Consider the following 26,975-nt stretch of genomic DNA (forward strand, 5'->3'; position numbering starts at 1 on the left):
GCGATCGAATCGCTCTTGCTTTATTTTTGACGATCAATTGTGGTCTTGCATGTACGTATAAGCTCGCATCGCGACAACTATAGCCATCTCGCGTGTAACGGAATCAACCGGGTTAAAGCGGTTATCGGATCCCTGCATGATTTGCAGCGCGATAACGGTCTGAACGTCAGCTTGCGCCCATTTGGATACCAGATCTCGATCCAGGAACGGCACTGGCGATGAAGATGGTTTAAGTTTCAAAGCCCTCGCTACCATAGCCGCCATCTGCTCACGAGTAATCGTTTCATTCGGATGAAACCGATTGTCATAGCCCGCAATAATTCCTGCATCATATGCCGTATTAATATAGGCTGTAAACCATTTGTTCCGAGGAACATCAGTGAAGCTACTTGTTGTACCGGATGACAGCTTCACCCCTAGCACTTCGACCATGAGTTTAGCAAACTCAGCTCTTGTTATCTTCGTTTTCGGATTCAGCTTGCCTGAGACGCCTTGCACGAAGCCTTTGCTCGTTGCCGCCTCAATGGAACCGGTTGCCCATGTTGCAATTTGCTTCGCATCCGCATATTGCTTGTTCAGATCCACGTTTGAAGCAGAGTCTGCAACAGAATACGTTACGAAAGAGGTAAAATGGTTCGTTTTGATAACCAGATCATTTCCGGCAACGAAAGCATAGGTGAGCTTCTTATCATCTTTCGTCGCCTTAGCCCCTTGTTCTTCGGAATCGTAACTTGTAATCGGCGTAAACGTATTATTTTCGATGAAACCGGCAGTTTGATCTTTGCCACCTTTAACCATAATCGTGACCGGACGATCGAATACATAAGACTCCTTGTCACCGCCCATTCCGATCCCATGACTTAGAGCTGACAGCTTCTTATTGCCACTTGCAAGGCTGTCTTTCACAAGCTTAATCATGCCGGAATCATCCGCAGCGTATTTCGATAATAACTCAAACTTCGCATTGCCGGATTGGATGGCGGTTCCGTTATCCATGGTGAATGAAATGCCCCCTCTCTCCGCGAGGATCGAAGGACTGCTGCTACGCACCTCATTCAAATCCAAAAACACTTTGGACGAGATGTCCGGTATATGAATGGCCACTTTCCCCTTGTCCTTCATGGCTTGCGTAATGGATATACTCTGGTCTTGCTGATTATTTGCGGAAACTTCAATAGTCGTTGTGTCCTCCGACAAATCCGGCCATTGGCTGTTTGACGCTCCTAAGTCCTTACCAAGATTAGTCGTATATCTCCACTCGACTTTATCGCCGTCCTTCAACGTGTAGCTGCTGGAGCCGTAACCAGGATATTGGCCGTTCACGTTATACATCCAACCGCTATATCTTCCATGGTCGAATTCTCCGTCACCAGCGATAGCTTGCACATAAACACTACCGAACGAAGCATAATATTCCGTTTTATAGCTGATTCCCTTAGCATCGAGCGATCGCTTGAGCACGCTCCATGCGGTATCGCCCGGTTGCAGTTCAAAGCTCGTGTTCTGCAGAACGTAACCTTTGTTGATAGTGAGCTTATCTACAGATAAAGTAGCACGAGGCGTTGGGATCGACGGAATTGTTACTGCTTTTGTCGTAAAGGCAATGTAGTCCGTAAAATGCTTCGTCTTTACAATCAAATCATCGCCGCTGTCGTAGGCATACTCGTCTTTCCCGCTAGCCAGCCCCTCGGCATCGCTCCCGAATCGCTGGATCATATGAGGAGATCCGTGCTCGATATAAGCAGCCTGGTTGCCTTTGAATCCAGCGAAAGTCAATTTTAAGAACGAATTAAACTCGACTCTGCCGGTTCCACCTCCGACCGTAATCGCTTCGCTCACCTGATCAAGCGCTGAGCCACTCGGAATTAAGGTTTTAACGCGGCTGACCAGCGCGGAATCCGACTTATTCTTAGAAGTTAACAGTTCTATGGAAGATCCGTCGCCGCTAATGATCCGCGTGCCTTGCGATAGACTGAAGGTTAAACTTCCCTTCTTCGCCTCGATGGCAGGCAGGTCAGTAGTTGGTGGCAAGTTCAACATCACCAGCGATTGATTGGTTTCCGGAATCGTGATGGCAATTTGCTTATGCGAATCCGCATCGGCTATGCCGATAATATACGGGCGATCATCCGACGGAATCGTTACCGTTGGCTGATCCCCACTTGGTAAAGGCAGATCGATCGGCGGTATTCCGCTTCTTACTTCCAGCGGCATGGTCGTATGTACGACCGCAGGAGCGCTGCCGGTGATATATTTCGATACGGATACCGTATAACTTCCTGCAGATACCCCTTCGAATCTTGCGGTGCCTTCAGCATTGGTCGTCTGCGTGGAGATCGTTTCTCCATCGCGGACGATGTCGACATATACGCCCTCTGCCAAAACCGGAACTAGCTTAAAAGTGCTGTAGTCCATTTTCAATTTATAGACACGGATGTCGAAAGCATGTTCTTCATTCAGAGATGTACCTGATTCAGGAAGCACCTCGATCGAGTCAATGGGCACAGTATCGTAATTATTATAATAGATCACAAGCTTGTCCGAGGGCTTTAATGGAATCTGATCGATTGCGCCATCCGATGACGTCAACCAATCATTGCCTCTATGAATCGCAAAATCCCAGTTACCGTAGTCGCCGTTATAATGATCGTATGCAATCCGTTCAATCTCAAGCGCCAGCATGCCCCATTTTGAAGAAATTTCGAGCTCGAGGCCGCTTACTGTCGACAATGATTTTAACGCCTCTAAAGGGGTAGCTGCGTTTACCGTTCCCTCGGAAAACGTTTGATTAGGTTCCGGTCCTTCGACTCGGATCTTAACAGGCGCAGCCGGGATTGGCTTCAGTCCGGGCAATGTGCCGGTGAAATCATATAACCGTTCGCCTTTTCCCTCTAGCAATAGCTTGTAAGCATCTAATGCTTGCAAGGCTTGCTCCGTAGCCATTCCGTTTGAGATCAGCATGTCAGCTGTATGTGAGAACGTTCCGTCCGGCAAGCGGAATTGCATGAGCTTGTCGATCAGTGTAATCCCATTCTTCGTATAATCCGGACCGGTTGGATCGATCCCGGACGCAGTCAAACCGATGATCGCCTGCGAGACGCTTTCACTGGAATCGACGCTACTTTCCCAAGGCATCCCTTTTCCATATGTAACGACATATCCGCCTTCCGGCGATTGATTCACAGACAGCCAATGCGTGAGATCCGCAAGCAAGTCCATACTCTTCACGGTTGGATTGTCTCCGTAAGGCGCAAGAGCGATTAACGCCATTGCCGTAATATCCGGGTCACTATTGTTGCCGACGCTGAGTGAAAATCCCCCATCTGCATTTTGGCGAGCGGCAATGACATCGATTATAGCTTCTCTTGTCCAGCTTGCATCGGATTGAACCTCATAGCGGAGGGTATCCAACGCGATTAACGCGAATATCGGTCCATTAATCCCTTGGCTTGTCATGATTTCGCTATTATAAAGCTTCTCGATTAAATCAATGCCGGCAATATCGGTTGCATCTTGACCGGCAGCCGTTAAGGCCATGACGGTGCGTTCGATTTCAGTGACGCGATCAAACTCGCCGTTGCTATATTTAACGCGATTAATTAACGATTGAACATAGGTATCGGGTATCTGTTTACCCGCTTTCATCAGTCCGATCGCACTCCAGTCCGAGCCAACACCGTTAGCACTATTTTCGAAGTAGCTCGATGCAGCCTCAATCGTTTCTTCGAGGTCGAAGGCTGCCGCGGCTTGAGCGGTCTTCACCGGACCGATTCCTGCAGTGATCGATAAGAGCAACATCATGGATGAAACGATAAGAGCAAATGATTTTAGTAACTTTGAACGCATAGTACTGCCTTCTCTCTTAGTTTAATAGCGCTGTTCTATAACAGTTTCGCAGCGATAAGCATGCGGTACAGCATGTCTGCAATTTCGGCGCGTTTCACTGCGGCCGTTGGTTCTATATTCCATACATCCTGCGATAGGATGTTCTCGCGGTAGTTGAATGCCAGTGCAGCTCTCGCCCACTCGGCCGTCTTCGTATAATCGCCGAATTGGGCTAACATATCTCTCGTCTCCAAGGTGCCGAGTGCCGTATTCATTCCGCATAGCTTGGCCGCATTGGCAATCATTACAGCTGCTTCTTGCTTCGATATTGTGCGATTCGGTGAAAATGCAGCAGTCGACGTTCCTTTCACGATACCGTACGCATAAGCGGTACCTACAGCACCTGAATACCAGCTTGCAGGAGTAATATCCTTGAAGGCATTTGTCGCTTTCGGTTTAAGCCCCAGACCTTTCGTCATAACGGCGGCAAACTCAGCTCTTGTCATGGATTGATTCGGCGCGAATGTAGTCGCGTTAATCCCCGAGATAATCCCCCGTGCTGCAAGTGCTTCAATTGCAGTCTTGTTTGCATGTTCACGAATATCGGAGAAGGTCTTTCCAGACTCAACGACCGGCATAACTTGAACATCCTTATGCTTATTCGGCAATCCAACATTAGCTTGATGGTTGGTGGACAGCAGCGATGCGACATCATTCATTCGGTATAAGCTGGATCGCCCCGCTGCTGCTCGCTGGTAATTGACGAGTCCATACAGCGCCTGCTCCGTCGACATGCCTGTTACTCCGCTTCCATCTGCGTTGTGGCGGAAACCCTGTCCTTTGGTATAGTAAGTCAGCAAATTATCGAGAATCGTTTTCCCGTTCTTGGCGAAGCGGCTGTCGTCTAATGGCATGCCAAGTTCACATAACGCCATGAGCACTTGTACGGTGCTTTCGACGTTTTTTACGCCTAGGCTTGCATAACCGCCATCGTCATCCTGGAGACGAGATAGGGTTTGAATCGCCTTCTCTATTGCAGCCTTTACGCTTGTTCGATTCTGATATTTGGCAAGAGCTTGTATCGCCATGCCCGTTACGTCGGGATCTGCCGCTATCCCGGAAAGCGCAAAACCTCCATCCTTCAATTGCTGCGATAAAATGTCATCGATATACATTTCTCTGGTGGCGTGTGTACCGGCAGATTTGTTAAAAGGAATCTCGTAATTGCCGCTATCCAGCGCAAGCAGTGCAAAGATCGGACCGTTAATCCCTTGCCAAACGGTTTTGTCATAATCGCCTAAAGGCATCAGCAAGTTATAGCCGGCAACATTGGCCGGGTCCGCACCGATTGCCCTTAGGGCCAGAATTAAGCGTGAATACTCGGTATGCTTCTTCTCGCTAAGAACACCTCTGTTTGCCGTAACGACTTGCTCAACATGACTATAATAGTCGTCATAATAGCGCTGCGGTACGGTGTAGCCGGACCGCGCAAGCCCGATAATGGCCCACTCGCCGCCGACAGAGCCAACCTGCGGATCTTTTACGGTAGACAGCATGAAAGCGGCCGTATCCGCAACAACTCTATCCACATCCTTAATGGATGCCGATGTAGAAGCAGCCTTAGCTGAGTTCGGATTCAAAAACATAGAAATCAAGATAATTAATAACATTAAACATGCAGGGCGTATTCGATTGCCTAACCTGCCTCTCACGCGATCATTCCTTCCTCCCACAGCAATCTGTGGCATACATAACAAAAAACCCCCGATTCATCTAACAATCAGGGGCTGCCGGCGTCGTCTGCTATTAGAAAAGACAACAAAAAAAGCACCGCCTCCATCATCCGTAGAGTGTGTGAAATCAAATCAAGGCAGGTCTCCTGGCTATGCGTCAACGCTTCTCTATACCTTCCCAGCCTGTCGGCCAGTGGCAATTCCCAGATCAGCTCTTCATTTACAGTGGCGGGACCGCGCCGGATTTTCACCGGTCTTCCCTATTAAGCAGCGCTTGTCTACTAAGCGTGCACCTTGACTAGTTCTATTCAATTGCTATTCATATTATAGAATAATATTGCTTTTGTCTATGAAATTAGGTACTCGCGGTTCAAACCCATAGCAAAAAGCTATACCCTGGCATAGTATTTATGTGTTTTCCGATAGCAAACTTCCAGCTCTATAATAAGCACATCACACAGCGCAGGGAGAGATTGACATTGAGAACATCACTTATTGGCTATCCTAGAGTCGGATCATTGCGAGAGCTGAAATTCGCATCCGAGAAGTATTTTAAAGGCGACATTACGATCTATGAACTCCATCAGACCGGCGTTGAGCTTAGAGCGAACCATTGGAAAAAACAGCAAGACAACGGAATTGACTTCATCCCTTCCAACGACTTTTCATTCTACGACGGCCTGCTTGATACGGCTTGCTTGTTCAATATCATTCCGGAACGTTATCAATCGCTCGGTCTTAGTCCGCTGGAAACGTATTTCGCTATGGCGAGAGGTTACCAAGGTTCAGAAGGCGATGTGAAAGCGCTGGCTATGAAAAAATGGTTCAATACCAACTACCACTACATGGTTCCTGTAGTTGACGATTCCACCAGCATTCAATTGGCGGGCACGAAGCTGTTCGATGAGTTCTTGGAAGCGAAACAGCTTGATATCTCAACGAAACCGGTGTTGATCGGTGCCTTCACGCTGCTCAAGCTCGCTAAATATACCGGCGTCAAACAAGCCGGGGATTTCGTTCAAGAAACGGCTGCAGCATATGCTGACGTATTGAACAAGCTAAACGAGCTTGGCGCTGAGTGGGTTCAAGTGGACGAGCCTGCGCTGGTAACAGATCTATCGCAAGAGGATCTTGCCCTGTTCACGAAGCTGTATGCCCAAATTTTATCCGCCAAAGGCAATGTCAAAGTACTTGTTCAAACCTACTTCGGCGACGTACGCGATTGTTATCAAACGCTTCAAACCCTTCCATTCGATGGCATCGGAATCGACTTTGTTGAAGGAAAACAATCCTTGGAGCTCGTGCGCCAATATGGATTCCCGGCTGATAAAGTACTGTTCGCCGGTATCGTAAACGGTAAGAATATTTGGAAAAACAACTACAAAAACACGCTTGCAATCGTGCAAGAGCTGAACGGGCTGGCGAAGCAGCTGGTGCTTAGCTCCTCTTGCTCCCTACTGCACGTACCATACTCCTTGCAGAATGAAACTAAGCTATCCGATGCCAATAAACGCCACTTCGCATTCGCGGAAGAGAAGCTTCGTGAATTTGCGGAGCTCAAAGCGATCTTGGGACATGCGAATCCCTATGCCTCCGACCTCTACTTACAGAACGAGGAGCTCTTCAATGGCGTGCGTTTCGCAAGTAATGAGGCTGTACTATCGAGAACGTCCGCGTTAACGGACGCCGACTTCACCAGACTTCCTGCTTTTGCCGAACGTGAAGCCATACAGAATGATAAGTTCAAGCTGCCTCCGCTTCCGACGACTACCATCGGATCGTTCCCGCAGACAGCTGAAGTAAGAGCGAACCGCTTCTCCTTCAAGAAAGGCGCAATTACCGAAGAGCAATACAAACAGTTCAATTTCGACAAGATTGCGGCATGTATCAAGCTTCAAGAAGAGATTGGTTTGGATGTACTGGTCCATGGCGAATATGAGCGCAACGATATGGTGGAATACTTCGGCGAGAGCTTGGACGGCTTTATTTTCACGGAAAACGCTTGGGTGCAATCCTACGGGACCAGATGCGTAAAACCGCCGATCGTATGGGGAGATATTAGCCGCTCCAAACCGATGACAGTCGAGTACTCTGCCTATGCGAAGAGCTTGACCGACAAACCTGTAAAAGGAATGCTGACCGGTCCGGTTACCATTCTCAACTGGTCTTTCCCTCGCGAAGATATCAGCTTGAAAGACAGTGCCCTCCAGATCGCGCTTGCCATCCGGGACGAAGTGCTGGATTTGGAAGCGAATCATATCGAGATCATTCAGATCGACGAAGCTGCGCTCAGAGAGAAGCTGCCGCTGCGGAAGTCGGATTGGAAATCGGAGTACTTAAGCTGGGCCATCCCTGCTTTCCGTTTGGTGCACAGTGGCGTACAGGCCGACACGCAAATACACACCCATATGTGCTATAGCCAATTCAGCGATATTATTCGCGATATCGATGCTATGGACGCCGACGTCATTACGTTTGAAGCATCCCGGTCGGATCTTGCGATTATCGATGCCATCAATGATTGCGGCTTCCAAACCGAAGTGGGACCAGGAGTCTACGATATCCACTCCCCTCGTATTCCAAGCGTGGATGAACTCAAGCAAGGGCTCAATCGCATGCTGGATAAGATCGACGTTACTAAGCTATGGGTTAATCCCGATTGCGGGTTGAAGACGCGCGGCGTAACCGAAACATGGGAAAGCCTGCGTCATTTGGTACAAGCTGCGAAAGAAGTCAGAGCGAAGCTGTAATGGATACAAGAAAAGGATGAACTCAACTGAGTTCATCCTTTTGACTTAGAATGGCGTATCCGAAATCCGTGATGATGCTTTCAAGCTTGCCGACATAATCGGTGGCGAGCCGGCTTAAGTTGGCTTTCTTGTTCGTGATATAGCCAATCTGCATATTCTCATCCGTCCGCAAACGCACCGATTTAATATTTTCCCCGTTCAAATCCTCATTAAGCACACCGGAACTGATCGTATACCCATTCAGGCCGATCAGTAGATTGAACAAGGTTGCCCGGTCGCTCACCATAATTTTCTTTTTGTAGGACCGCGTACTTAGAATTTCCTCCGAGAAATGAAACGAATTATATTCCCCTTGCTCGAAGGCAAGACACGGGTATTCGTCCAAATCTTCAATCGCCAACATCGTCTTATCCGCCAGCGGATGCTCGGTGCTGATAAAGACATGCGGTTCCGCTTCGAACAGCGGATGGAATCGGAGTCCGCTTTCTTTCACTATCTTCTCGATAACCTTCCGGTTAAAATCACTGAGGTACAGAATGCCGATCTCACTGCGCATATGCCGCACGTCTTCGATAATTTCATAGGTTCTGGTTTCTCGTAACGTGCATTCATATTCGTTCGTATTCAAATCCTTCAATAAACTGACGAACGCTTGCACGGCAAAAGCATAATGCTGCGTCGATATGGAGCATAGCTTCTTCGTTGGTTTCTTATCCATGTACCGCTGCTCAAGCAGCTCTGCTTGCTCCACGACTTGCCTGGCGTAGGATAAAAATTCAGCCCCTTCGTTGGAAAGCGCGATTCCCTTGGATGTCCGCAAAAAAATGTCTAAGCCGATCTCCTGCTCCAATTCTTTCACTGCACTGGATAAGCTGGGCTGCGAAATAAATAGCTGTTTGGCCGCCTCACTGATGGAGCCGCAACTGACTATAGCCAGTATATATTTTAATTGCTGTAAGGTCATGATTATCAGTCCTTCAGTAGTACGACTGTTTATTTATAATGCTTTCGTCATAAAAACACTGTAAGGGTCTATGACATAATCCGCGAACGGCTCACATTCTTCGAAGCCAAGACTACCATATAATCGCTTGGCGGGGTTGTACGATTCCAGCGATCCCGTCTCCAAACTTAACCGCGTATACCCGCGTTTCTTCGCTTCTTCGATCATATGTTCAAGCAGCCGCTTCGCAACTCCTTTACGCAAATGCTGCTCCGAAGTCCGCATGGATTTAATCTCGCCATGCTCCGCATCCAGCTCCTTGATGGCGCCGCAGCCGAGTAATTCCTCACCATCCCAAGCGCTCCAGAACGTAATGTCAGGTTGTTTTAGTCCATCTAGGTCCAGCGCATGCATGCTTTCTTCAGGAGATTGCTCAGCCATATTCTGAACATGCTCCTCAATTAGCGCAATGATTTTGGCTCCGGTAAGATCATCGATTCTAATGTCCATATGTCTACACTCCACTGTCCGTAGGATTTTATCCACTCATTATACTAGCCCAGCAAAGTGAAGTCGATATATATAAAACTCAATTCCCCATCACCTGAATGATCAATTTCCCCTTCGCATTGCCTTCTCCGAGCTGCTTCAGCGCATCGGCTGTTTGGCTTAAAGGGTATTTCCGATCAATAACGGGTTTGATTTGACCGGTCTCACAGAGCTTTCTGATGGTATCTTGATCATCTCTGCTTGGTTTGTGCAATAAGAGATTCATTTTCTTGTTTCCGGTTCGCTTCGTCCATGCCCCGACAATGATTAACTGAAGGATCCGAGGCGTCGAACCGCCAATCATGACATAACTACCTGTAGGCGATAATGCCCGTTTGTAGTCGAACATGGAGCGAAAACCCGCAACGTCAAGAATCAGATCATAACGCCGGTGACGATTACTTGTAAAATGCTCTTTCGTATAATCAATGACTTCGTCCGCGCCCAGCGAACGTAAGAGATCCAATTTACTCCCGTGGTCTACAGCGGTTACTTCAGCACCGTATGACTTTGCAATTTGAAGTGCAAATGTTCCCACTCCTCCACCGGCGCCATTAATGAGTACTTTGTGCCCCTTTCGGAGCTCGCCTTTTCGAAGACCCTGCAGAGCAAGAACAGCTGCTTGCGGTAAGGCTGCTGCTTCCTCGAATGACATGCCTCCGGGCTTAATCGATAAAACTTCTTCTCTCGCACATACATACTCTGCAAAACCGCCCCAGTTGCATCCCGAGATGTCACCGAACACCTCATCACCTGCGCGCAGCTGCTTGATATCCTTTCCAACCGCTACTACTCGTCCTGCCACGTCAGCTCCGAGAGTAGGGTATCTAGGTCCCCGCAGTCCTCCGAGTCGAACCAGATACGGAACCCCTCTAAGCAGATCCCAATCCCAAGAATTCACCGATGCCGCATGAACCTGAATAAGGACTTCATTGTCTTTAGGAGTAGGTTTGGGCACCTCCTGAAGGGATAGAACTTCCGGTTGCCCATATGATGTGTAAACGATTGCTTTCATCTTCATGATCATCTCCGTCCGATTGCGGATTACGCCCATTCATACTCTAAAATGGAATATTGATAGGAGTCATGCCACTTTCCTTTGTGCCGCATATGTTCTCTCAGATGACCTTCGAATTTCATCCCGATTCGCTGCAACACCGTAGCTGAACCTACGTTATCCGGGCGACAGGTTGCATACATGCGATGAAGTCCATGCTCACGGAAACCCAGTTGCAGTAAGGCAGCAGCCGCTTCAGTGGCATAGCCGTTGCCCCAGAATGCGCGATTGAAGCAATAACCCAGCTCCGCTTGCAGAGGGTTACCGATGTGCATGCCGCAACCGCCGATCAATTTCCCGCTTTCCTTCAGAACAACAGCAAACTCATAATCCATGCGCGGCTGCTGTCCCTGCATTTCAATAACACTATTGAGATAATGCCGTGTATCTTCGATTGTGTTTGGCCCCCATATGGTATGGGTACAGACCAAAGGATCTGAGGCATACGCATGGACTGCTTCCAAATCGGAAGCGATAAATTCTCTTATGATTAAACGTTTTGTTTCCATCATAGCTGTAAGCCTCCTACGAAACTCGTAATTTAGTTTACATAATTATAAATATGTAACCAACTTTATTTATCCATTCATTTCCTAATGTGATCATACCAAATAATGGGACAGTCGAATATATCGACCATCCCACCTTTTGCCATTCGTTAATCCGGTTTGACTTTCTTCCGTCGACGGAAGGATACTCCGCCAAATCCGCAGATAACGGCGATGTAGAACCCTGCATCGTACCACCAGCCTGTATTCAGCGCTTCATAAACTCTGATGTGAGGTTTAAAGATGCCAATGATTAGGGAAACCGGAGCAACCCAGCCATGCCAGATCCCCCAGAAAAAACCTGCAGGATGGTTCACCGTATTCGTTCCATCTCCGGGCACACATCCCGTTAACGAGAGAACTGTTCCCGCAATCAACAATGAAACTAGTCCATATTTTACTTTCAAATGCCCACCGTCCTCCTAAATCAAGTGATAAATCGATGAATATTCCTGTGCTGTAGCGGATTTTTATGCATATACATCTGGGTATGTAATTCCACAGCATTGTTGCCCGATGGGAGTGTCGATCGATCTGAAAAAGCTGATCATTTCCTTACTGGCTGTCGTTATGCTCGTTGGTTGTACTGTGAACACAAACCAGCCTAGTACGGTCGAAGAAGAACCGCAGAAGACCCTCACTGCGAACATGACTGAACATCAGAAGGACATTTTTCAAGAAATTCTTGCACGAGTATTGCGCAATCGCAACAATCTAACCCCTGAAACGCATCGACAATTCTGGGAACTGGTAGATGAGGTTGGCGCAACGGAGGAAGAATTGGCAACGATGAAGGACCTGCTGGCAGGCCCTATAGTCATTTATATGAAGTATTTCTTTGAGGATGCCTTGATTTCATTGGAACAAGGCACGCCATACAAGTCCGTTGAACGCGAAAAGTATGAACAGCATCTGAAATCACTTGAAGCGATAACCGAATTTCGAATCGAGGAAAATAATCAACTCATGGAGCAAATCGCGTATAAGGAGCCGATTCAACAAGGCAGCAAGTCTGCCGTGATGACCGAAGACATGATTCGGCAGGCTTTAATCAATGTCAATCTTGCGATGGAAACGATCAATCGACTTTTCACAAGACCATCATAGCGTTCGTCAAGAAAGAGAGTCGCACTGACTCTCTTTCTTTGGCTGTTGAATGTGCGACCGGCCCTTCAAAATGATCGGGTAAACTAGCAACTTTTCCCACTAAAAGACGTCTAATTATTGAGATTATTTGGGGAGTGTTGAGGAGTGGCTATATGAAACCACAAAGTCGTATGCTCATCATTATCACCTTTATCGCACTTTCTTTGCTCACAATCGCATTCTTCTATTTTCATGGGCTATCAGAAGATAATCTCCCCATTACCGGGAGTTCTCCTTCGGAGAAGACAGCAATCGTTGACCCGACTCCAACCACTGCAAACGTTGCCGAGAATCAATCCCCATCACCTCCTGTAAATGCGGACAGGAAGCTTTCTGAAGGTGAATTCATGGCCGACTCGAAGGAAGCCCACGTGCTCTGGAAGCAGGATCAAGCCATGATTTATGTCCAAGACCTTCAACTGTATTACTCATCAGACGGTACCGACAAGCAACTCTTATATGAATGGAAAACCACCCTCCCGCTGGAAGCATGGTTGAACGGAGATTACTTGCTCATAGGCGCGCAGCTTACCGAGAATAGCGCTCAAGATGGTGTTTCTAACGCAACCGGTGCGTGGATCGCCATTCGAATAGAGCCTGCGCCTGTCGTTATTGAGGATACGACCCTTTTCTTCGGGCCTCATGAAGTATTGTCGATCCGGCTTACGGAGGAGCCACGGCTATTCCTCCTGAAGGTACGCAACGGATCAGGGTTCTCCGAAGAAGTATTCGATCCTTCTCACGACGGCTGGGAAACCATCGATAGAGGAACGACTGATACTGTTGTGCCCGAAACTTCGGCTAACACGCCGGAAACGCAAGTATTAACTAACAATCGCGTCTTTCCGTTACCGGAAGGACCCACGGTTTACACATTCCTGGATGAGGGAAGCAGCATTGTCTACTTCAAAGACCCTTACTATCTCGTGAGACGGTATGTCGGGTATGAATTGCTGCAAGTGAAACGGATCCCTTTCTTGGAAGATACTCCGCAGCTGATCGGTCTTTTCCGCAACCAAACCGGTGAAGAATTCATGTCATTCCTGGGTTATGAACTCAGCCCGCTTCCGGTTGAACCAAGGCTATGGCAGCAAGATTGGCAAGCATTCAATTTTCGTACGTTCACTCATGTCGCGCCTGACAAACTGGAAATCCTTCAGTATCCGGAAGAGGAGCGTAATGATTTCGAAGCCGAATCCGGAGCTGAATCTGTAGCCGAAATGATTGCGAAATACCCGCCTGCAATCTCTCAGTTCCCAACGACAGGGCTCACCTGGATCGCTTCTCGCGGATCGCAGGTTGATTATGAAGATAAAGGCAAGATCATCTCCTTATCCTGGCCTGATCTCATTAATTCCGAGGATGCAAAGCCGGATTCCATCTGGTCTTCCCCACTTCAGAATTTCACTGTCAAGAATGAGAATCGCAAGCCATACGCTACATTCAATCACAAGATTCTGGAATGGACATTCGAGGAAGACAACACGAATGCTCCTATACCTGAGGATCTGCATGAAGCAATAGATAAGCTCTACCGCGAAGAAGATTATAGTTATGCCAAAACGTTCCGTAAGATCGGTTCCGGCTGGTTCGTATCGGTTGATCGTCATTTCTATGCCTACAAATCCGGAGCGTTAACGGAAATCGGAGAGCTGCCTGTAACGGTGACCGTTAAAATTGGAGAAGCGGCCGGAGGAATCGGTGTCCGGGATTTCATGCGATGGCAAGGCAGTTGGATTGTTGCGGATACGGAAGCATCACGGGTAATTAAGCTGAATGACAAGCTGGAGATAACCGCTGTCATCTACATGCCCACTCCCTATAAGCTGACGCTCAAAGGAAAACAGCTGCAGATCGCTTCTACTGCGCTTACCTGGATCGTTGATCAGGATTTGAACCGGATCAATGTCAAATCACAGAGCTATCAGTCGACAGCTAAGCTGAGCAAGGTGGACTATCCCAACTTTCATGAGCAAGAGTGGTATTACGATAAGGATAGCGGAATCACCTGGTATTACCTCCTCGGTACGTTGTATCAGGTGCATGACAAGAAGAAACAATATCGCTCCTTCTACTTAAGCGATAACGAGAACATGATGGCCCATGTGCGGATATTTCCCCATCAGGATGAGGTTATTGTGCTGCTTGACCGACGTCTGGAACGTTTCGATCGACAAGGCAAACGGCTTGGCACCATCGAATTCCCGCGTTCTACGCCTGATGGGATTTACGATCGCACGACACAAGGCGAGAATTCATACATCCTGGATAGTCAATCCGATACCCTATACCTCCTGCAAGGGTACCGCATATTGAAGATTAATCTGAAACGTGAATCCGTGAGTACTCTGTTCAGGCAAAATTACGCCGACCTCGGAGAGCTCAACCTGCATGATGGGAATCTGTATTTCTTGCTGCATCATAACCAAAATGATCGCTATACCCATAATCAGGACAATCAAGAAGGGCATAATTTATATGTTACCGAAGTGATAAAGATTGACCTTCAAACAGAGGCGATACAACGATCGATAACGGACGGTTATTATGAGGCGATGAGCATCGATGTCGATGCCAATAACAAACCTACTTTCGTGCTGCGGAGCTTCAATTGATTTATGCCCCGAATATGCAGAAACAGCAAGCACATCAGCGTGCTTGCTGTTTCTTTATGACGACTTTGCGATTTATTTGGCTTGAATGTAACCTTCTGCTTTCAGCAATTCGGCGATCAGAACGGCACCGCCCGCAGCACCGCGCAGCGTATTGTGCGACAACCCTACGAATTTATAATCGTAGAGGGAATCCTCGCGCAATCTGCCGACCGAAACGCCCATGCCGTTCTCGATATCACGATCCAGCTTCGTTTGCGGCCGGTTCTCTTCTTCGAAGTACGTGATGAACTGTTTCGGCGCACTTGGCAGGCCAAGCTCTTGCGGACGTCCTTGATAGGCCTTCCAGCGCGCAAGAATTTCTTCCTTCGCCGGTTTATTCTCGAACGAAGCGAATACGGTAGCCAGATGGCCATCGGTTACCGGAACGCGGATACATTGCGTTGTGATGTGCGGAGCACTCGCTTTCACGATTTCACCGTTCTCAACGCTTCCCCAGATGCGAAGCGGTTCTTGCTCGCTTTTCTCCTCTTCGCCGCCAATGTACGGAATGACATTGTCCAGCATATCCGGCCAATCGGTGAAGTTTTTACCCGCACCGGAGATCGCTTGGTAAGTGGAAGCCACTACTTGAGTAGGCTTGAAATCGAGCAATGCGTGAAGTGCCGGTACATAGCTTTGGATCGAGCAGTTAGGCTTAACCGCGATGAATCCAGTGGATGTGCCCAGACGCTTTCTTTGCGCCGCGATGACTTCAAGATGGCTTGGGTTGATTTCCGGGATGACCATAGGAACATCCGGCGTCCAGCGATGTGCGGAGTTATTGGAAACAACGGGCGTACCTGTACGGGCATAAGCCTCTTCCAATGCTTTAATTTCATCTTTCTTCATGTCTACAGCACAGAAAACAAAATCAACGTGAGCGGAGACTTCTTCTACTTGGGAAGCATCCTGAACGACGATTTGTTTCACTCCGTCCGGAATCGAACCGGACAGCTTCCATCTTCCTTTTACCGCTTCTTCATATGTTTTACCAGCGGAGCTGCTGCTGGCAGCAATCGCTGTTACTTCAAACCATGGGTGCTGATCCAGCAGCTGTACAAAACGCTGGCCGACCATGCCTGTTCCTCCGACGATACCGACTCTTAGCTTGTTAGTCATTAGCAATTCAATCCCCTTCAGAATGGTTTCATACTCCGGTAAAGTTTGATTTGGTGTACCTTATGCGTGCAAACGAGCGGTGTTTCCTCTGAAACAATAAAAAAATCCCACCTCCAAGACTTTAATAAGTCTTGGAGACGAGATTGATCCGCTCGTGGTACCACTCCAAATTCGCTGACATGTCGCCATATCAGCCTCTTCGAGTACGACATGAACGTGTCATGTTTATACTCTAGCTCTGTAACAGGAGCTCCTGTCACACCATCACCTACCGTAGGTTGCCGATGTGCTGCTCAGAGTCTTTTTTCAATAAGGAACCCTTTACTCCTTTGCAGCTGCCGGAGCTCTCTGTGAAAGGTTTCTTTTATTTACTCGTCTCTTCATCGCATTTTAACATTTCGTTTATAGTATCAAATAACCGTAGCGAGGTAAACTATATTTTCAAAAAAAATTCAAAATGCGTAAACTATTCAAAAGAACAGCGGGCAACGGAAACGGTAGTCGCGCCATGAGCCTTTGCGAATGCTTCAAGCGAACCGTAAACTTGATCCCTTAGCTTCTTGGTAAAGTCGATTACAGGGTCAATTTGCAGGTACTCCACCGTCAAGCGGCCTTGTTTCTTATCCAGACGCGGATCCATCCGGCCGATTAATCGATCTCCCGCTAAGATCGGCATCGCATAGTAGCCATAGGTCCGTTTGACTGCAGGTGTGTAGATTTCCCAGCGATAGTCGAACTCGAATAAATCGGTCAGCCTCTTTCGGCTCCATAATAGGTTGTCGAGCGGCGGTAAGAAATGCACGGTTGAATCCGCGTCCTCTTCGTAATGAGGAAGCCCACGTGCTTCATCCATATGCGCAAGAAGACGCTCCACATCTTCAGTTAAGATGTAATAGGGCTTGTCCAGACCCGTTACTTCGACCGGAGACACTATGCCGTCTCTGATATGGGAATCGATCGTTTCTCTTCTTTCGCTTGCGCGCAGCCGCTGCCAGCCCAAACGAGGATCGCTTGCATCAAATACGCGATAAGCCCGGAAATACTTTAGCAGCATCGCTTGAAGCGCGACCTGTTCATCGATATTCTCCGCCTGCTGCATCAACCGGGCAGGAACAGTTTGACTGGTGAGATGAAACCTGCGCTGGTTCCCTTCTCTTCCGACTATGCGGATTTGAGCCGCGTCAGTTAACAAATTAAGTGCATGTGAGGTGGCTTTCGTTTTCGCATTGACGTTAACGTTATCCCAATACCCATGTACGCGTTCGCTCGAATCGAAGGATTTTGCAGACAGCGGTCCTTCCATCTCCAATCTTTGCAGTACCTGTTCAACGACAGGCGCAATTTGATCGAGATGAGGCTGGATGTTCTCCCGAAACCGCTGCCTTGTAGGTTCAAATATCGGGTAATCGCTCATTGGGATGATGCAAGCCGCATTCGCCATGTATTCGAAAACCTCATTGCTGCTCAGCAACTCATTCAGCACATCAGGCTCATAGCCGGGAATTCTTGCAGCCAAAGCCAGATGCTGATTCGGACGTACCGCTGCTACCGGGTCGATCTGGATACATTCCAGCTGCCGGATTACATCAAGCACACGTTGCGGCATCGTTACATTAACATTAATGGATGACTCCTGCGAATCAAGCAATAGCTGCTTTTCCAGTAAAAACCGCCTAAGCGCTCGTTTCGTGGTTTGGATTGGTTTCATGTGGATTCCTCCAATTCCTTATCGATTCTAACTACGTGCTTGGAACAGTTAAACAATTCACATTCCCATCTCGAACCACGCTGCGTTATAGTTGTGACAGAGGTGTTATCGATATGCACCTTCGTGTCAACGGAAGGGATTAAATGCTTTATCGTTGAGCCGATTAAAACACCATGACTAATCACCAGAATATTTTTGCCCTTATAAGTTTCGGCAGCTTCTGAGATAAACGAAGCTCCTCGACTTATGATGGAGTCGTCATCTTCTATTCCAGGGGCTAAATGCGGCCATTGTTCTCCCCATTTCTGCAAACGTTCCTGTAACGTCGTGCCTTCCATCTCGCCTTTATACATTTCCCTTAAGCGTCGATCCGTTAGAACCGTCAATCCCATAAACCCAGCCACAATATCAGCTGTTTCCTTGGCGCGCGACAGGTCACTTGAGTAAATCATATCCCATGGCTCATTCCGCAATCGCTCGGCAAGTGCATGCGCTTGTAATCTACCGGTATCATTGAGCGGGATATCGCTTTGACCTTGTGCTCGTCCCTCCACATTCCAGTCCGTTATCCCATGTCTGATTAGTCCAATTCGCGTCACAAGGTATGCCCTCCATTCCTCGAATTTCGTATTCAAGCAACAACCATATTCATATAGACAAAAGAATACCACATGACTTCGTCATGTGGTTAAATTTGTAATCATTTAGTAACGTTGCACATGCCGTCTACTCCGCAAATACCGCCCTCGGAATTGCCGTTTGCTCCCTTGTCAATCATCTGCAGAGGATGCTCCTCTCTCCAGATCTGTTCCAATACTTCGAGAAATGTGTCGCTGCTTCTTACTCCGGAAATCGCATATTTGTCATTAAAAATATAAAACGGCGTTCCGCCAATCCCATTTTTTGAACCGTTTTCGCGTTCCTTTGTGACTGTATCCTTGTATCGATCGCTGGATAACATAGTAAGAACTAAGCTGGCGTCAAGATCGCTCTCCCCCGCTAACTTGGCTAGCGTGTCATGATCGCCGATATCCAAGGCATCCGTAAAATAAGCCTTATAAACGGCAGACATCCACTCCGCTGCCTTGCCCTGTTCCTGCGCATAAATCGCCACGCGCAAAGCATCTGTCGTATTGGACGGAATCAATGAATCAAGATTATAAATGAGGCCAATAGCTGCTCCCATCTTGACTACAGCTTTGTTGCTCTCTCTTACAAAGTCCGAGGTCATTCCCCCGCCATGAATTTCGGCTGTCCATTCATAGTAAGATTTTCCCGTATGGCTTGGAGCATTGGGAAATAACTGAAACGGTCTATAGATGACTTCGACATGATCCTTATGAACGAATTGGTTTACTGCTTTATCTAAATTCGTTTTGCCGATATAACACAAAGGGCACATGATATCCGACCAAACTTCGATTTTCATAATCTCTCCGCCTCTTTTCGTCATGTTTTGATTTACGTGTTTATCTTTCAACAAGATTAAACGACATCCGTTGATTAACTCACATGTATTGATTTACATTATAGAGAGTCCACATTCGATCTCAATCGCCAAAATAGCGCATAATGTCATGTAATTGACGCTTTGTTCAAATTTGTTCATAAACTTAATCCGAACGGAGGTCATAACTCCATGTCAAAGTTAGACAGAAGAACGATTAAGACTAGGGAAGCCATCTATCAAGCTCTGATTGAATTAATGTCCGAGAAAGATTTCGATGCGATTACGATTAACGATATTTCAAATAAAGCCAATATTCACAGGGGTACCGTCTATCTGCATTACTCGGACAAATTTGATCTGCTCGAAAAAGTGATAAAAAACCATTTGGGAAATATGATGAAATTTTGCATGCTATCCAAGCTTCCGGAAGAGAGATTAGATCTTGATCGTTCCCTTCTTCAGATGTTTCTTTATTTTGAAGCCCATTTCTCGTTCTATTACACCGTACTTACTCACACAGGAATCTCATGTTTTCGGGAACAATTGATTCAACTGGTCAAAAACGGAATAGTGGAACGACTGAAAGCGAGCGGAAATATCGAGGAGAGTAACAATCAGGTTGCCGTTCAATTTCTGTTATCCGCACACGTCGGCGTCGTGGAATGGTGGATCATAAACAAGATGCCCTTGACACCGCTCCATGTTGCCGAGGAGTTACGGGACATGTTAGATAAGTACGATATGCAAAAAACCTCCGTATGCGGCTCTTAAGCGGCATACGGAGGTTGCTGGCGATTACGATCGCCTTATTTATTCGTATCTTTCACGCACATACGCGAGCGTATTTTGGATAAGCTCTCTCATGACCTGAACATCAATGTCGGCTATTTTATTGATGTAAACACATGATTTTCCCGACGTATGTTTGCCTAATCGCTGCAGCAATTCTTCCCGCTGGGGGTCATCCGGAGCAAAGTACAAGCTGATCTTGGCTTTGCGAGGGGAATATCCCACATACGGGGCATCGCCCTCATGGCCGGATTCGTATTTATAATGATACGAACCAAAGCCAATAATGCTCGGTCCCCACATCTTCGCTTCAAATCCGGATTCTTCCGTAAAAATATCCAGCAGCTTATAAGCATCCTCGCGTTTTGCCACACTCTCCACATTCTCGATAAACTCCAGAACGCTTTTGTCCGTCTCCTTGGTTTTCGTCTCGTACATGAACCGAATCTCTCCTCCGCCATAAGCTTGGCCGATATACAAGGCCACCCTCTCATTATAAACGAAGTGGATTACTTATAATCGACGAATGTTACTGTTAATCCAATCCCCAGCTCTTACGCGCTTCCGCCATCGTTTGCTTGTGCTCATTCGAGGAATCGGCTCCTTTGTGACCGATGGGATCTTTCCCGATCCACCGCATATCCTTCGGTTCAGATTCCAATTGATAACGCGTGTCGGAGCTTAACCGATAACGATTCGTATTATTGTCCAGCGACGCATGCATCGTGAACATGCCGAACATAATGATGTCGCCGGCTTCGAAATCAGTCGTTCCCCAGCGCCCCCCGAATTTGTCCACGATTTCATACGGATCGCGACTGAACAATGCATCTTTGACCGGCCCCGAATCTGAATCGACCTGCCCGTAAGTGTTCTTGACCTTGTCCCAATGCTGCGACCCGAGCGTAATCGCAAGCGTTCCTTGTTCTTTTGCAATATCCCCGAACGGAGTCCACACCGTATACAGATTTTGTGTTCCTCTGCCCATGTACACCCGATCATAATGCGCGCCAGTATTGGCGCCTTGCTGGATGGCTCTAATCCATTTATGATCATAAGTGATCGACTTTCCTCCCAGCAATTCATCGAAGAAAGACATCAGTTTTGGTGCGTTTACGACGTCAAGAAAAGCAGGCATACGTTTATAATCCAGTCCATAGGCGCGGTTCTCCGGTCCAATTACGCCTTCCTCCATTGGTGCATGAGGATCCAAGCAACCAGCCGCCGACAGCTGCTGCAGTATATCCATTCGGCCTCTATTGACCGCATTACGGTCGTGAAACGAACGCAGCAATATATAGCCATCCTCTTCCAATCTATGCTTCAACGCACGAACATTCCCAAGCAAGGAATTGGAGTCACGAAGCTCTGTTAAGTACTTACTGTTCCATTCCAGCTGTTGTTTGCCCATCGATAAATTCGACAATGTACTTCACCTCTTTGGCGTGGTATATAGCTTGATTTTATTCAGAATCAATGACATCGTATATGAATAAATGCGTGCTAAATTTACACTTTTGTGTGGTAATCTGGAGTTACCCACTTGAAGGAGACGTGATTCACATCCAAGCCTCACAATATGTGTTCAATCATCATGCCCCTCCCATCCATCTGCATTTCTATGGGCAGTCGGAATGTTTACCCGGCCACTCGTATGGTCCGGCAATACGAGATCATTATCTGTATGTCTTCGTGAGGCATGGGAGAGGCATCTTCCGATTGAATGATACGACTTATGAGTTAAAAGAAAACGACAGCTTCCTGCTTTTTCCGCAGCAATTGGGGTACTATCAAGCAGACCAGCATGACCCGTGGAGCTATATGTGGATCGGTTTCAACGTTACCAAGAGCGATTCGAAAGCGCAGTTTGCCGGTTTAACGCCGGAATGCCCTGTCATCACGCACAGCTCATCAGCAGCTATCGTTGCCCACTTCCAGCAGCTATTCGAAATCCAAGGAAGTCCTGCTTATACCGAATTTCTGGTAACAGGACTTATCTATCAATTGTTTGCGAATGTCATGAGGGACACAGCGCATCGCGAACCGATTTCCCGCAGCTCTTCTACAGCTGACGTGTATATCGCCAAAGCAATTCAATTCATTACGGATAATTATGCCGAACCGTTAACTGTCCCTATCGTCGCAGATCAGCTCGGTTTAGAGCGCAGTTATTTTACGAAAATGTTCAAAGGACATGCCGGCATTTCACCGCATGCGTTTCTGATGCAGATTCGCATGAATAAAGCAACCGATCTCTTGAGTAAAACGAACTTGTCCATTGCTCACATCGCGTACTCAACCGGCTTTAATAACATTAATTATTTCTCGTCCGCATTCACGCGTTTATTCCAAATCACCCCCTCCGATTATCGGAAACAGCGAACGAAACAGGACATTATTCGTGAATAAAACCAAAAAGCGCCCCGCAACTTTGCGGGGCGCTCTTCTTATAACGAGCCGGAAATCTCGGCTGCGGCGCTGCTTCTTCTCCTCCCGTACACAACACGAGAGAGCAGGACACTAATCTCATATAGAATGACAAGCGGAATGAATACCATCAGGTGTGAGATGAGCTCCGGAGGCGAGATCAGACTCGCAACGATGACCAGCACCAAATACGCATATCTCCGCATCCGGTTAAGCCCATGAGGCGTCAGTACGCCGATCTTCGTCAAGAACATCACAACGACAGGAAGCTCGAAAGCGACACCTAGCGGAATGACGATATTGAACATAAATCCAAAATATTGCGCGACGCCGTAAGTCTCCACCAATTCCATGCTTGTCGTGATTTTGGAAGTAAAGTCGAAACTCATTGGGAAGACGACCAAATACCCGAATGCCAGCCCTATCAAGAAACAGGCCACGCTGTAAGGGACATAACGCAGTGCTGCCGACCGCTCTTCGGGATGAAGGCCTCTTCTCACGAAGCTCCACAACTGAAACAGAATATACGGGAGAGATACCGCCAATGCGAAAACAAACGCGATCGTCATATACATGCGAATACCATCCCATGGCGAGAACACGTTCCAGGTGATATCCGAGCCCGGCGGCACGTTTTTCAAATAACGAAGCACCTTAGGTGATACATATAATCCTGCTCCCAGCGACACTAGCACGACGGCGAGTATCCGCCATATTCGGCTTCGCAGCTCCATGATATGTGACATGATGGTCATCGTCTCTTCGCTGCGCTTCATTCCCCGCACGCCCTTCCGGCTTTTCTAAGCTCAAACGTATGAAAGCCATCTCTGAGTTTGATGTTGATCTCTTTCACTCTTTCCACATCGTCGAATGAGTATTTGCGTGCCCCGCCTTTGGTTCGAACCGGGAAAATCAACTGCTTCTCTTCGTAATAGCGAATCTGTCTTTCCGTCAATCCCGTCAAGTCGCACACCGTACCAATGCTCATCACCTTGTCATTCATTGCTGGCAGCCTCCCTAGACTTCAAGTATTTGATCGTCGAAAGTGCTTCTGACAACTTCGAATGTTAGAAAACATTACATAAACCTTCTTGGGTTGAAATGTTATCACCATCTATTGGAATGTTCAATGGGACGGATTACCCAGAATATCGGATTTCCTGGTAAATACTACCTTGTCCTCTCTCGTGTGCTTCGATTGAAACCCGCGTTAAATCAGCATCCACTGTAAGGTTATTGTAATCTGATTCATTATTTCTATCGACTATATAAATTTTATTGATGTTAGATTTTCTAACAAAATATTGGCGCTTCCGAAAAAATCCATGATACATTTCTCGCAGAGTCGAACAGACGATCTACCAAAGGGAGCTGAAGCGCATGGAAACAAAAGAATCACCAAACGAAGTGTCGCGCAGACAATTTCTGACGACGGTCGGCAAGATCGGCGGTGCTGCTGCCGTATTCAGCGTCATGGGCACGATGGGCCTCTTTACACCCCAAACGATGAAAGCGGCGGAATACACACCTCCCTCCGGCTGGGATCTGAAAGGGACGAACCGCTCCGGCAAGAAGATCGTCATCCTAGGCGCCGGCATCGCCGGCTTAACAGCCGCTTACGAACTGGGCAAAGCCGGCTACGATTGTACGATCCTCGAAGCCCGCGCTCGTTCAGGCGGTCGCAACTGGTCGGTGCGCCGGGGCACGACGGTGACAGAGGTAGGCGGGCAGAAGCAAGTGGCTCGATTCGATGATGGTCATTACTTGAACGCAGGTCCAATGCGTATCCCGCAATTTCATGTCACGATGGACTATTGCCGTGAGTTCGGCATTCCAATGGAGCCTTTCAATAACGTGAACGACAGCGCCTACTATTACAATGAGAAAGTCGGCGCTTTATCCGGCACTCGTGTCCGTAAACGTGCCGCGAAAGCCGATGCGAAAGGTTATATCAGCGAGCTGCTCGCCAAAGCCGTCAATCAGCCGGGCCTTGATCTGCCGATTTCACCGGAAGAGAAAGAAAAAATCGTCTCATACCTTCGCTCCGAAGGTAATCTGGATGCGGATTTGTTCTACAAGGGGTCGTCTCGAGGCGGCTACAAAGACGAGCCCGGTTCAAGGCTCGATGCCGGCGTCATCCGCGATCCATTCGATATGAAAGCCATCATTAATTCCGGGTTCGCCAATTATTTCAGCAGCGAGTACAGCTATGATCAGCAGATGATGATGTTCCACCCCGTTGGCGGCATAGACGCGATTCCGAAGGCTTTCGAGAAGCGGCTTGGCAACCGGATCAAACACAATATGGAAGTAACCGAGATCAAGCATGTCGGGGAGAAAGTCCAAGTGTCCTACACCGACCTGCTAAGCGGAGAGGCTAAGCAAATCGAAGGCGACTTCTGTATCTGCACAATCCCCTTGTCCGTGCTGAAGACGATCAAACATGACCTATCTTCAGAGATGACCAAAGCGATCAACAACACCAGCTACGCGAACGCCGGCAAGATCGGTCTGCAGTTCAAGCGCAGATTTTGGGAGGAAGACGATCAAATCTATGGAGGCAACACGCTGACGAACTTGGATATTTCCTCCATCTATTACCCGCCTACGAACTACTTTGCCAAGAAAGGGGTACTGCTCGGCTACTACGCGTTTGGCGCAAGCGCCGACAAGTTCGGAGCGCTCAACTTCCAGCAGCGCGAAGCGCTTGCGCTGGAACAAGGGGCTAAGATTCATCCGCAATATTACAGCGAATTCGAGTCTTCCTTCTCCGTGAACTGGAAAACGATCAAATATAACATGGGCAGCTGGGTTTCCTATTCCGCGGAAGAAAGAAAAACCAACTATCCCGTGCTCTGCAAGCCTGATCGCCGCGTCTATCTCGCAGGAGAGCATATCAGCTACATTACGGCTTGGATGGCGGGCGGCATTGAGTCCGCACGGGAAGTCGTCACCGATATACATGAGCGTGTCATGAAAGAATAGACCACACATTCGGGAGGGAAGAACCATGAAATTGAAACGCAAGGTCAAAATCGCCGTCTTCACCGTCATTATCTCTTCCTTGGCAGCTACGGCAAGTGTTTATGCCGCCGTAACACCGCACAAATATCCCCTCACGCCGATCAATGAGCCTGAGTTCTACGGAAGTCCTCAATCCTCGATCTCCAGCGCGGTTGCCATGCCTGCCGGAACAGCTACTTTTGAGACGAGCGGCACAACGCCGGCTGTCATCCATAAAGATGGTAAAACCATCTACGAGCGTTACGGGGACACGGAAGCCCAAGGAACCAGCATTCTCCAAAACATCGAGAAGCAATTGAAGGAACAAGGCTTGTCGATGAAGGATGTTACATATCTGCGCGTGTATATCGCGCCTGATGCTGCCAAGGAAGGCAAATTCGACTTTGACGGCTGGTTCAAGGCGTACGCCAAATATTTCAACACTAAGACAAATCCAACCAAGACCGCGCGCTCCACTGTCGGCGTCGCCGGCCTCGTGAATGCCGACTGGCTGATTGAGATCGAAGCGGTTGCGGCCTATCCAAGCAATCATAATCAGGATTAATACTACTATTCGACAGGAGATGATTCGCATGTTGCAAAATGTTGGATTTCCGGGACTAATGATGATCTTAGTTGTCGTTCTTATTATCTTCGGGCCATCCAAACTGCCTGAGCTTGGCCGTGCGGTTGGCCGTACCTTGCATGAGTTTAAGACCTCGGCGAAGGAACTTGTCTCTGATACCAGAGAAGACGTTACCGACAATAAATCGTAGTCACCGCTAAGGCATCGACTTAAAAGGCCGCCTTCGATTCTGCTTCTAAGCAGCAATCGAAAGCGGCCTTTCTATATTTGCTCCCCCACCCTGCTACCCACTATACTCTAACTAATGCCAACAACTGAGCTGTTGTTGTGCTTATTAGATAGGGGACATGAACCATGCTGCTTGCAATTCTACTCTTCGTCATTGCCGGTCTTGCCGAGATTGGCGGCGGTTATCTGGTTTGGCTCTGGCTGCGGGAATCCAAGCCGCTCTGGTATGGCATAATCGGCAGCGTGATCCTAATCGCATACGGGCTCATTCCGACGCTGCAACATTTCCCGTCTTTCGGACGGGTATACGCAGCATACGGCGGTGTATTCATCATCCTGGCCGTTCTATGGGGTTGGTTAGTCGATCGCAAATCACCGGACATGTATGACTGGGTCGGCGCCGCTGTTTGTCTTATTGGCGTTTCTATCATGCTATGGGCGCCTAGGGGCTAGGTTATTC

24 protein-coding genes, 1 riboswitch and 1 other annotated feature are annotated in these 26,975 nt (G+C 47.9%); of the genes, 9 read left to right on the forward strand and 15 right to left on the reverse strand.

What is annotated here, in order from left to right:
- Positions 1 to 33: 33 nt before the first annotated feature.
- Entirely contained in the window at positions 34 to 3,801 is a 3,768-nt protein-coding gene (locus BM412_RS10350; RefSeq protein ID WP_177245754.1) for an S-layer homology domain-containing protein, read from the reverse strand.
- 80 nt (positions 3,802 to 3,881) lie between these two features.
- A complete protein-coding gene (locus tag BM412_RS10355; protein ID WP_177245755.1) occupies positions 3,882 to 5,495 on the reverse strand; it encodes an S-layer homology domain-containing protein in 1,614 nt (537 codons plus the stop codon).
- Positions 5,496 to 5,676: 181 nt separating this feature from the next.
- Positions 5,677 to 5,870, reverse strand: a riboswitch (cobalamin riboswitch).
- A gap of 167 nt (positions 5,871 to 6,037) precedes the next feature.
- Between BM412_RS10355 and metE the strand changes: the two genes are divergently transcribed.
- Complete coding sequence (gene metE / locus BM412_RS10360) at positions 6,038 to 8,308, forward strand: 5-methyltetrahydropteroyltriglutamate--homocysteine S-methyltransferase (RefSeq protein ID WP_091217197.1); 2,271 nt, start codon at positions 6,038 to 6,040, stop codon at positions 8,306 to 8,308.
- Between the two features lie 22 nt (positions 8,309 to 8,330).
- On the opposite strand, the gene BM412_RS10365 is transcribed toward metE, so the two are convergent.
- From BM412_RS10365 to BM412_RS10385, 5 genes are all read right to left on the reverse strand, one after another.
- The gene (locus BM412_RS10365; protein WP_091217201.1) at positions 8,331 to 9,272 is read right to left on the reverse strand and encodes a LysR family transcriptional regulator; all 942 of its coding nucleotides are present in this window, start codon (positions 9,270 to 9,272) and stop codon (positions 8,331 to 8,333) included.
- Between the two features lie 33 nt (positions 9,273 to 9,305).
- Complete coding sequence (locus BM412_RS10370; protein ID WP_091217204.1) at positions 9,306 to 9,761, reverse strand: GNAT family N-acetyltransferase; 456 nt, start codon at positions 9,759 to 9,761, stop codon at positions 9,306 to 9,308.
- 79 nt (positions 9,762 to 9,840) lie between these two features.
- Entirely contained in the window at positions 9,841 to 10,821 is a 981-nt protein-coding gene (locus tag BM412_RS10375) for an NAD(P)-dependent alcohol dehydrogenase (protein ID WP_371264755.1), read from the reverse strand.
- A 23-nt stretch (positions 10,822 to 10,844) separates the two neighbouring features.
- On the reverse strand, positions 10,845 to 11,369 hold the full coding sequence (locus tag BM412_RS10380) for a GNAT family N-acetyltransferase (RefSeq protein WP_091217208.1): 525 nt from the start codon (positions 11,367 to 11,369) through the stop codon (positions 10,845 to 10,847).
- Between the two features lie 146 nt (positions 11,370 to 11,515).
- Positions 11,516 to 11,812, reverse strand: coding sequence for a hypothetical protein (locus BM412_RS10385; protein WP_091217211.1), 297 nt, complete (start codon positions 11,810 to 11,812; stop codon positions 11,516 to 11,518).
- Positions 11,813 to 12,053: 241 nt separating this feature from the next.
- On the opposite strand from BM412_RS10385, the gene BM412_RS10390 reads away from it, so the two are divergent.
- A complete protein-coding gene (locus BM412_RS10390) occupies positions 12,054 to 12,512 on the forward strand; it encodes a hypothetical protein (RefSeq protein ID WP_143111588.1) in 459 nt (152 codons plus the stop codon).
- Positions 12,513 to 12,664: 152 nt separating this feature from the next.
- A complete protein-coding gene (locus tag BM412_RS10395) occupies positions 12,665 to 15,166 on the forward strand; it encodes a hypothetical protein (protein ID WP_091217216.1) in 2,502 nt (833 codons plus the stop codon).
- 72 nt (positions 15,167 to 15,238) lie between these two features.
- On the opposite strand, the gene asd is transcribed toward BM412_RS10395, so the two are convergent.
- From asd to BM412_RS10415, 4 genes are all read right to left on the reverse strand, one after another.
- Positions 15,239 to 16,324 (reverse strand): aspartate-semialdehyde dehydrogenase, encoded by a 1,086-nt coding sequence (gene asd, locus BM412_RS10400; protein ID WP_091217218.1) that lies wholly within the window; start codon positions 16,322 to 16,324, stop codon positions 15,239 to 15,241.
- A gap of 130 nt (positions 16,325 to 16,454) precedes the next feature.
- Positions 16,455 to 16,717, reverse strand: a binding site (T-box leader).
- A gap of 73 nt (positions 16,718 to 16,790) precedes the next feature.
- A complete protein-coding gene (locus BM412_RS10405) occupies positions 16,791 to 18,032 on the reverse strand; it encodes a winged helix-turn-helix domain-containing protein (RefSeq protein ID WP_091217221.1) in 1,242 nt (413 codons plus the stop codon).
- Positions 18,029 to 18,631: a histidine phosphatase family protein gene (locus tag BM412_RS10410; protein WP_091217223.1), complete on the reverse strand. Its 603-nt coding sequence runs from the start codon at positions 18,629 to 18,631 to the stop codon at positions 18,029 to 18,031. The genes BM412_RS10405 and BM412_RS10410 overlap by 4 nt, the downstream gene beginning before the upstream one ends.
- Before the next feature lie 101 nt (positions 18,632 to 18,732).
- Positions 18,733 to 19,461: a DsbA family oxidoreductase gene (locus tag BM412_RS10415; RefSeq protein ID WP_177245756.1), complete on the reverse strand. Its 729-nt coding sequence runs from the start codon at positions 19,459 to 19,461 to the stop codon at positions 18,733 to 18,735.
- Positions 19,462 to 19,671: 210 nt separating this feature from the next.
- Here BM412_RS10415 and BM412_RS10420 point away from each other — a divergent pair, with 210 nt between their 5' ends.
- On the forward strand, positions 19,672 to 20,253 hold the full coding sequence (locus tag BM412_RS10420; RefSeq protein ID WP_091217229.1) for a TetR/AcrR family transcriptional regulator: 582 nt from the start codon (positions 19,672 to 19,674) through the stop codon (positions 20,251 to 20,253).
- 39 nt (positions 20,254 to 20,292) lie between these two features.
- Here the strand turns inward: BM412_RS10420 and BM412_RS10425 are convergent, their stop codons facing one another.
- On the reverse strand, positions 20,293 to 20,709 hold the full coding sequence (locus BM412_RS10425; RefSeq protein WP_091220325.1) for a DUF1801 domain-containing protein: 417 nt from the start codon (positions 20,707 to 20,709) through the stop codon (positions 20,293 to 20,295).
- Between the two features lie 97 nt (positions 20,710 to 20,806).
- On the reverse strand, positions 20,807 to 21,697 hold the full coding sequence (locus BM412_RS10430) for a phytanoyl-CoA dioxygenase family protein (protein WP_256256230.1): 891 nt from the start codon (positions 21,695 to 21,697) through the stop codon (positions 20,807 to 20,809).
- A gap of 128 nt (positions 21,698 to 21,825) precedes the next feature.
- On the opposite strand from BM412_RS10430, the gene BM412_RS10435 reads away from it, so the two are divergent.
- Entirely contained in the window at positions 21,826 to 22,680 is an 855-nt protein-coding gene (locus BM412_RS10435) for an AraC family transcriptional regulator (protein WP_177245757.1), read from the forward strand.
- Positions 22,681 to 22,718: 38 nt separating this feature from the next.
- On the opposite strand, the gene tatC is transcribed toward BM412_RS10435, so the two are convergent.
- Positions 22,719 to 23,474 (reverse strand): twin-arginine translocase subunit TatC, encoded by a 756-nt coding sequence (tatC, locus tag BM412_RS10440; RefSeq protein WP_091217236.1) that lies wholly within the window; start codon positions 23,472 to 23,474, stop codon positions 22,719 to 22,721.
- Positions 23,471 to 23,701: a MerR family transcriptional regulator gene (locus BM412_RS10445; protein ID WP_091217240.1), complete on the reverse strand. Its 231-nt coding sequence runs from the start codon at positions 23,699 to 23,701 to the stop codon at positions 23,471 to 23,473. Before BM412_RS10445 ends, tatC begins: the two co-directional genes overlap by 4 nt.
- Before the next feature lie 377 nt (positions 23,702 to 24,078).
- Between BM412_RS10445 and BM412_RS10450 the strand changes: the two genes are divergently transcribed.
- The 4 genes from BM412_RS10450 (at position 24,079) to BM412_RS10465 (ending at position 26,968) form a co-directional block, all read left to right on the forward strand.
- Positions 24,079 to 25,683 carry a flavin monoamine oxidase family protein gene (locus BM412_RS10450; protein ID WP_091217243.1) on the forward strand — a complete coding sequence of 535 codons (1,605 nt, stop codon included), beginning with the start codon at positions 24,079 to 24,081 and terminating at the stop codon, positions 25,681 to 25,683.
- A gap of 25 nt (positions 25,684 to 25,708) precedes the next feature.
- Positions 25,709 to 26,266, forward strand: a complete 558-nt coding sequence (locus tag BM412_RS10455; RefSeq protein WP_091217246.1) for a Rid family hydrolase — start codon at positions 25,709 to 25,711, stop codon at positions 26,264 to 26,266.
- Between the two features lie 28 nt (positions 26,267 to 26,294).
- Positions 26,295 to 26,477: a twin-arginine translocase TatA/TatE family subunit gene (locus BM412_RS10460; RefSeq protein WP_091217248.1), complete on the forward strand. Its 183-nt coding sequence runs from the start codon at positions 26,295 to 26,297 to the stop codon at positions 26,475 to 26,477.
- Positions 26,478 to 26,641: 164 nt separating this feature from the next.
- Positions 26,642 to 26,968: a YnfA family protein gene (locus BM412_RS10465; RefSeq protein WP_091217250.1), complete on the forward strand. Its 327-nt coding sequence runs from the start codon at positions 26,642 to 26,644 to the stop codon at positions 26,966 to 26,968.
- The last annotated feature ends 7 nt before the right edge of the window (positions 26,969 to 26,975 follow it).

The sequence above is a fragment of the Paenibacillus sp. BC26 genome (assembly GCF_900116125.1).
GTDB lineage: Bacteria > Bacillota > Bacilli > Paenibacillales > Paenibacillaceae > Paenibacillus_Z > Paenibacillus_Z lignilyticus.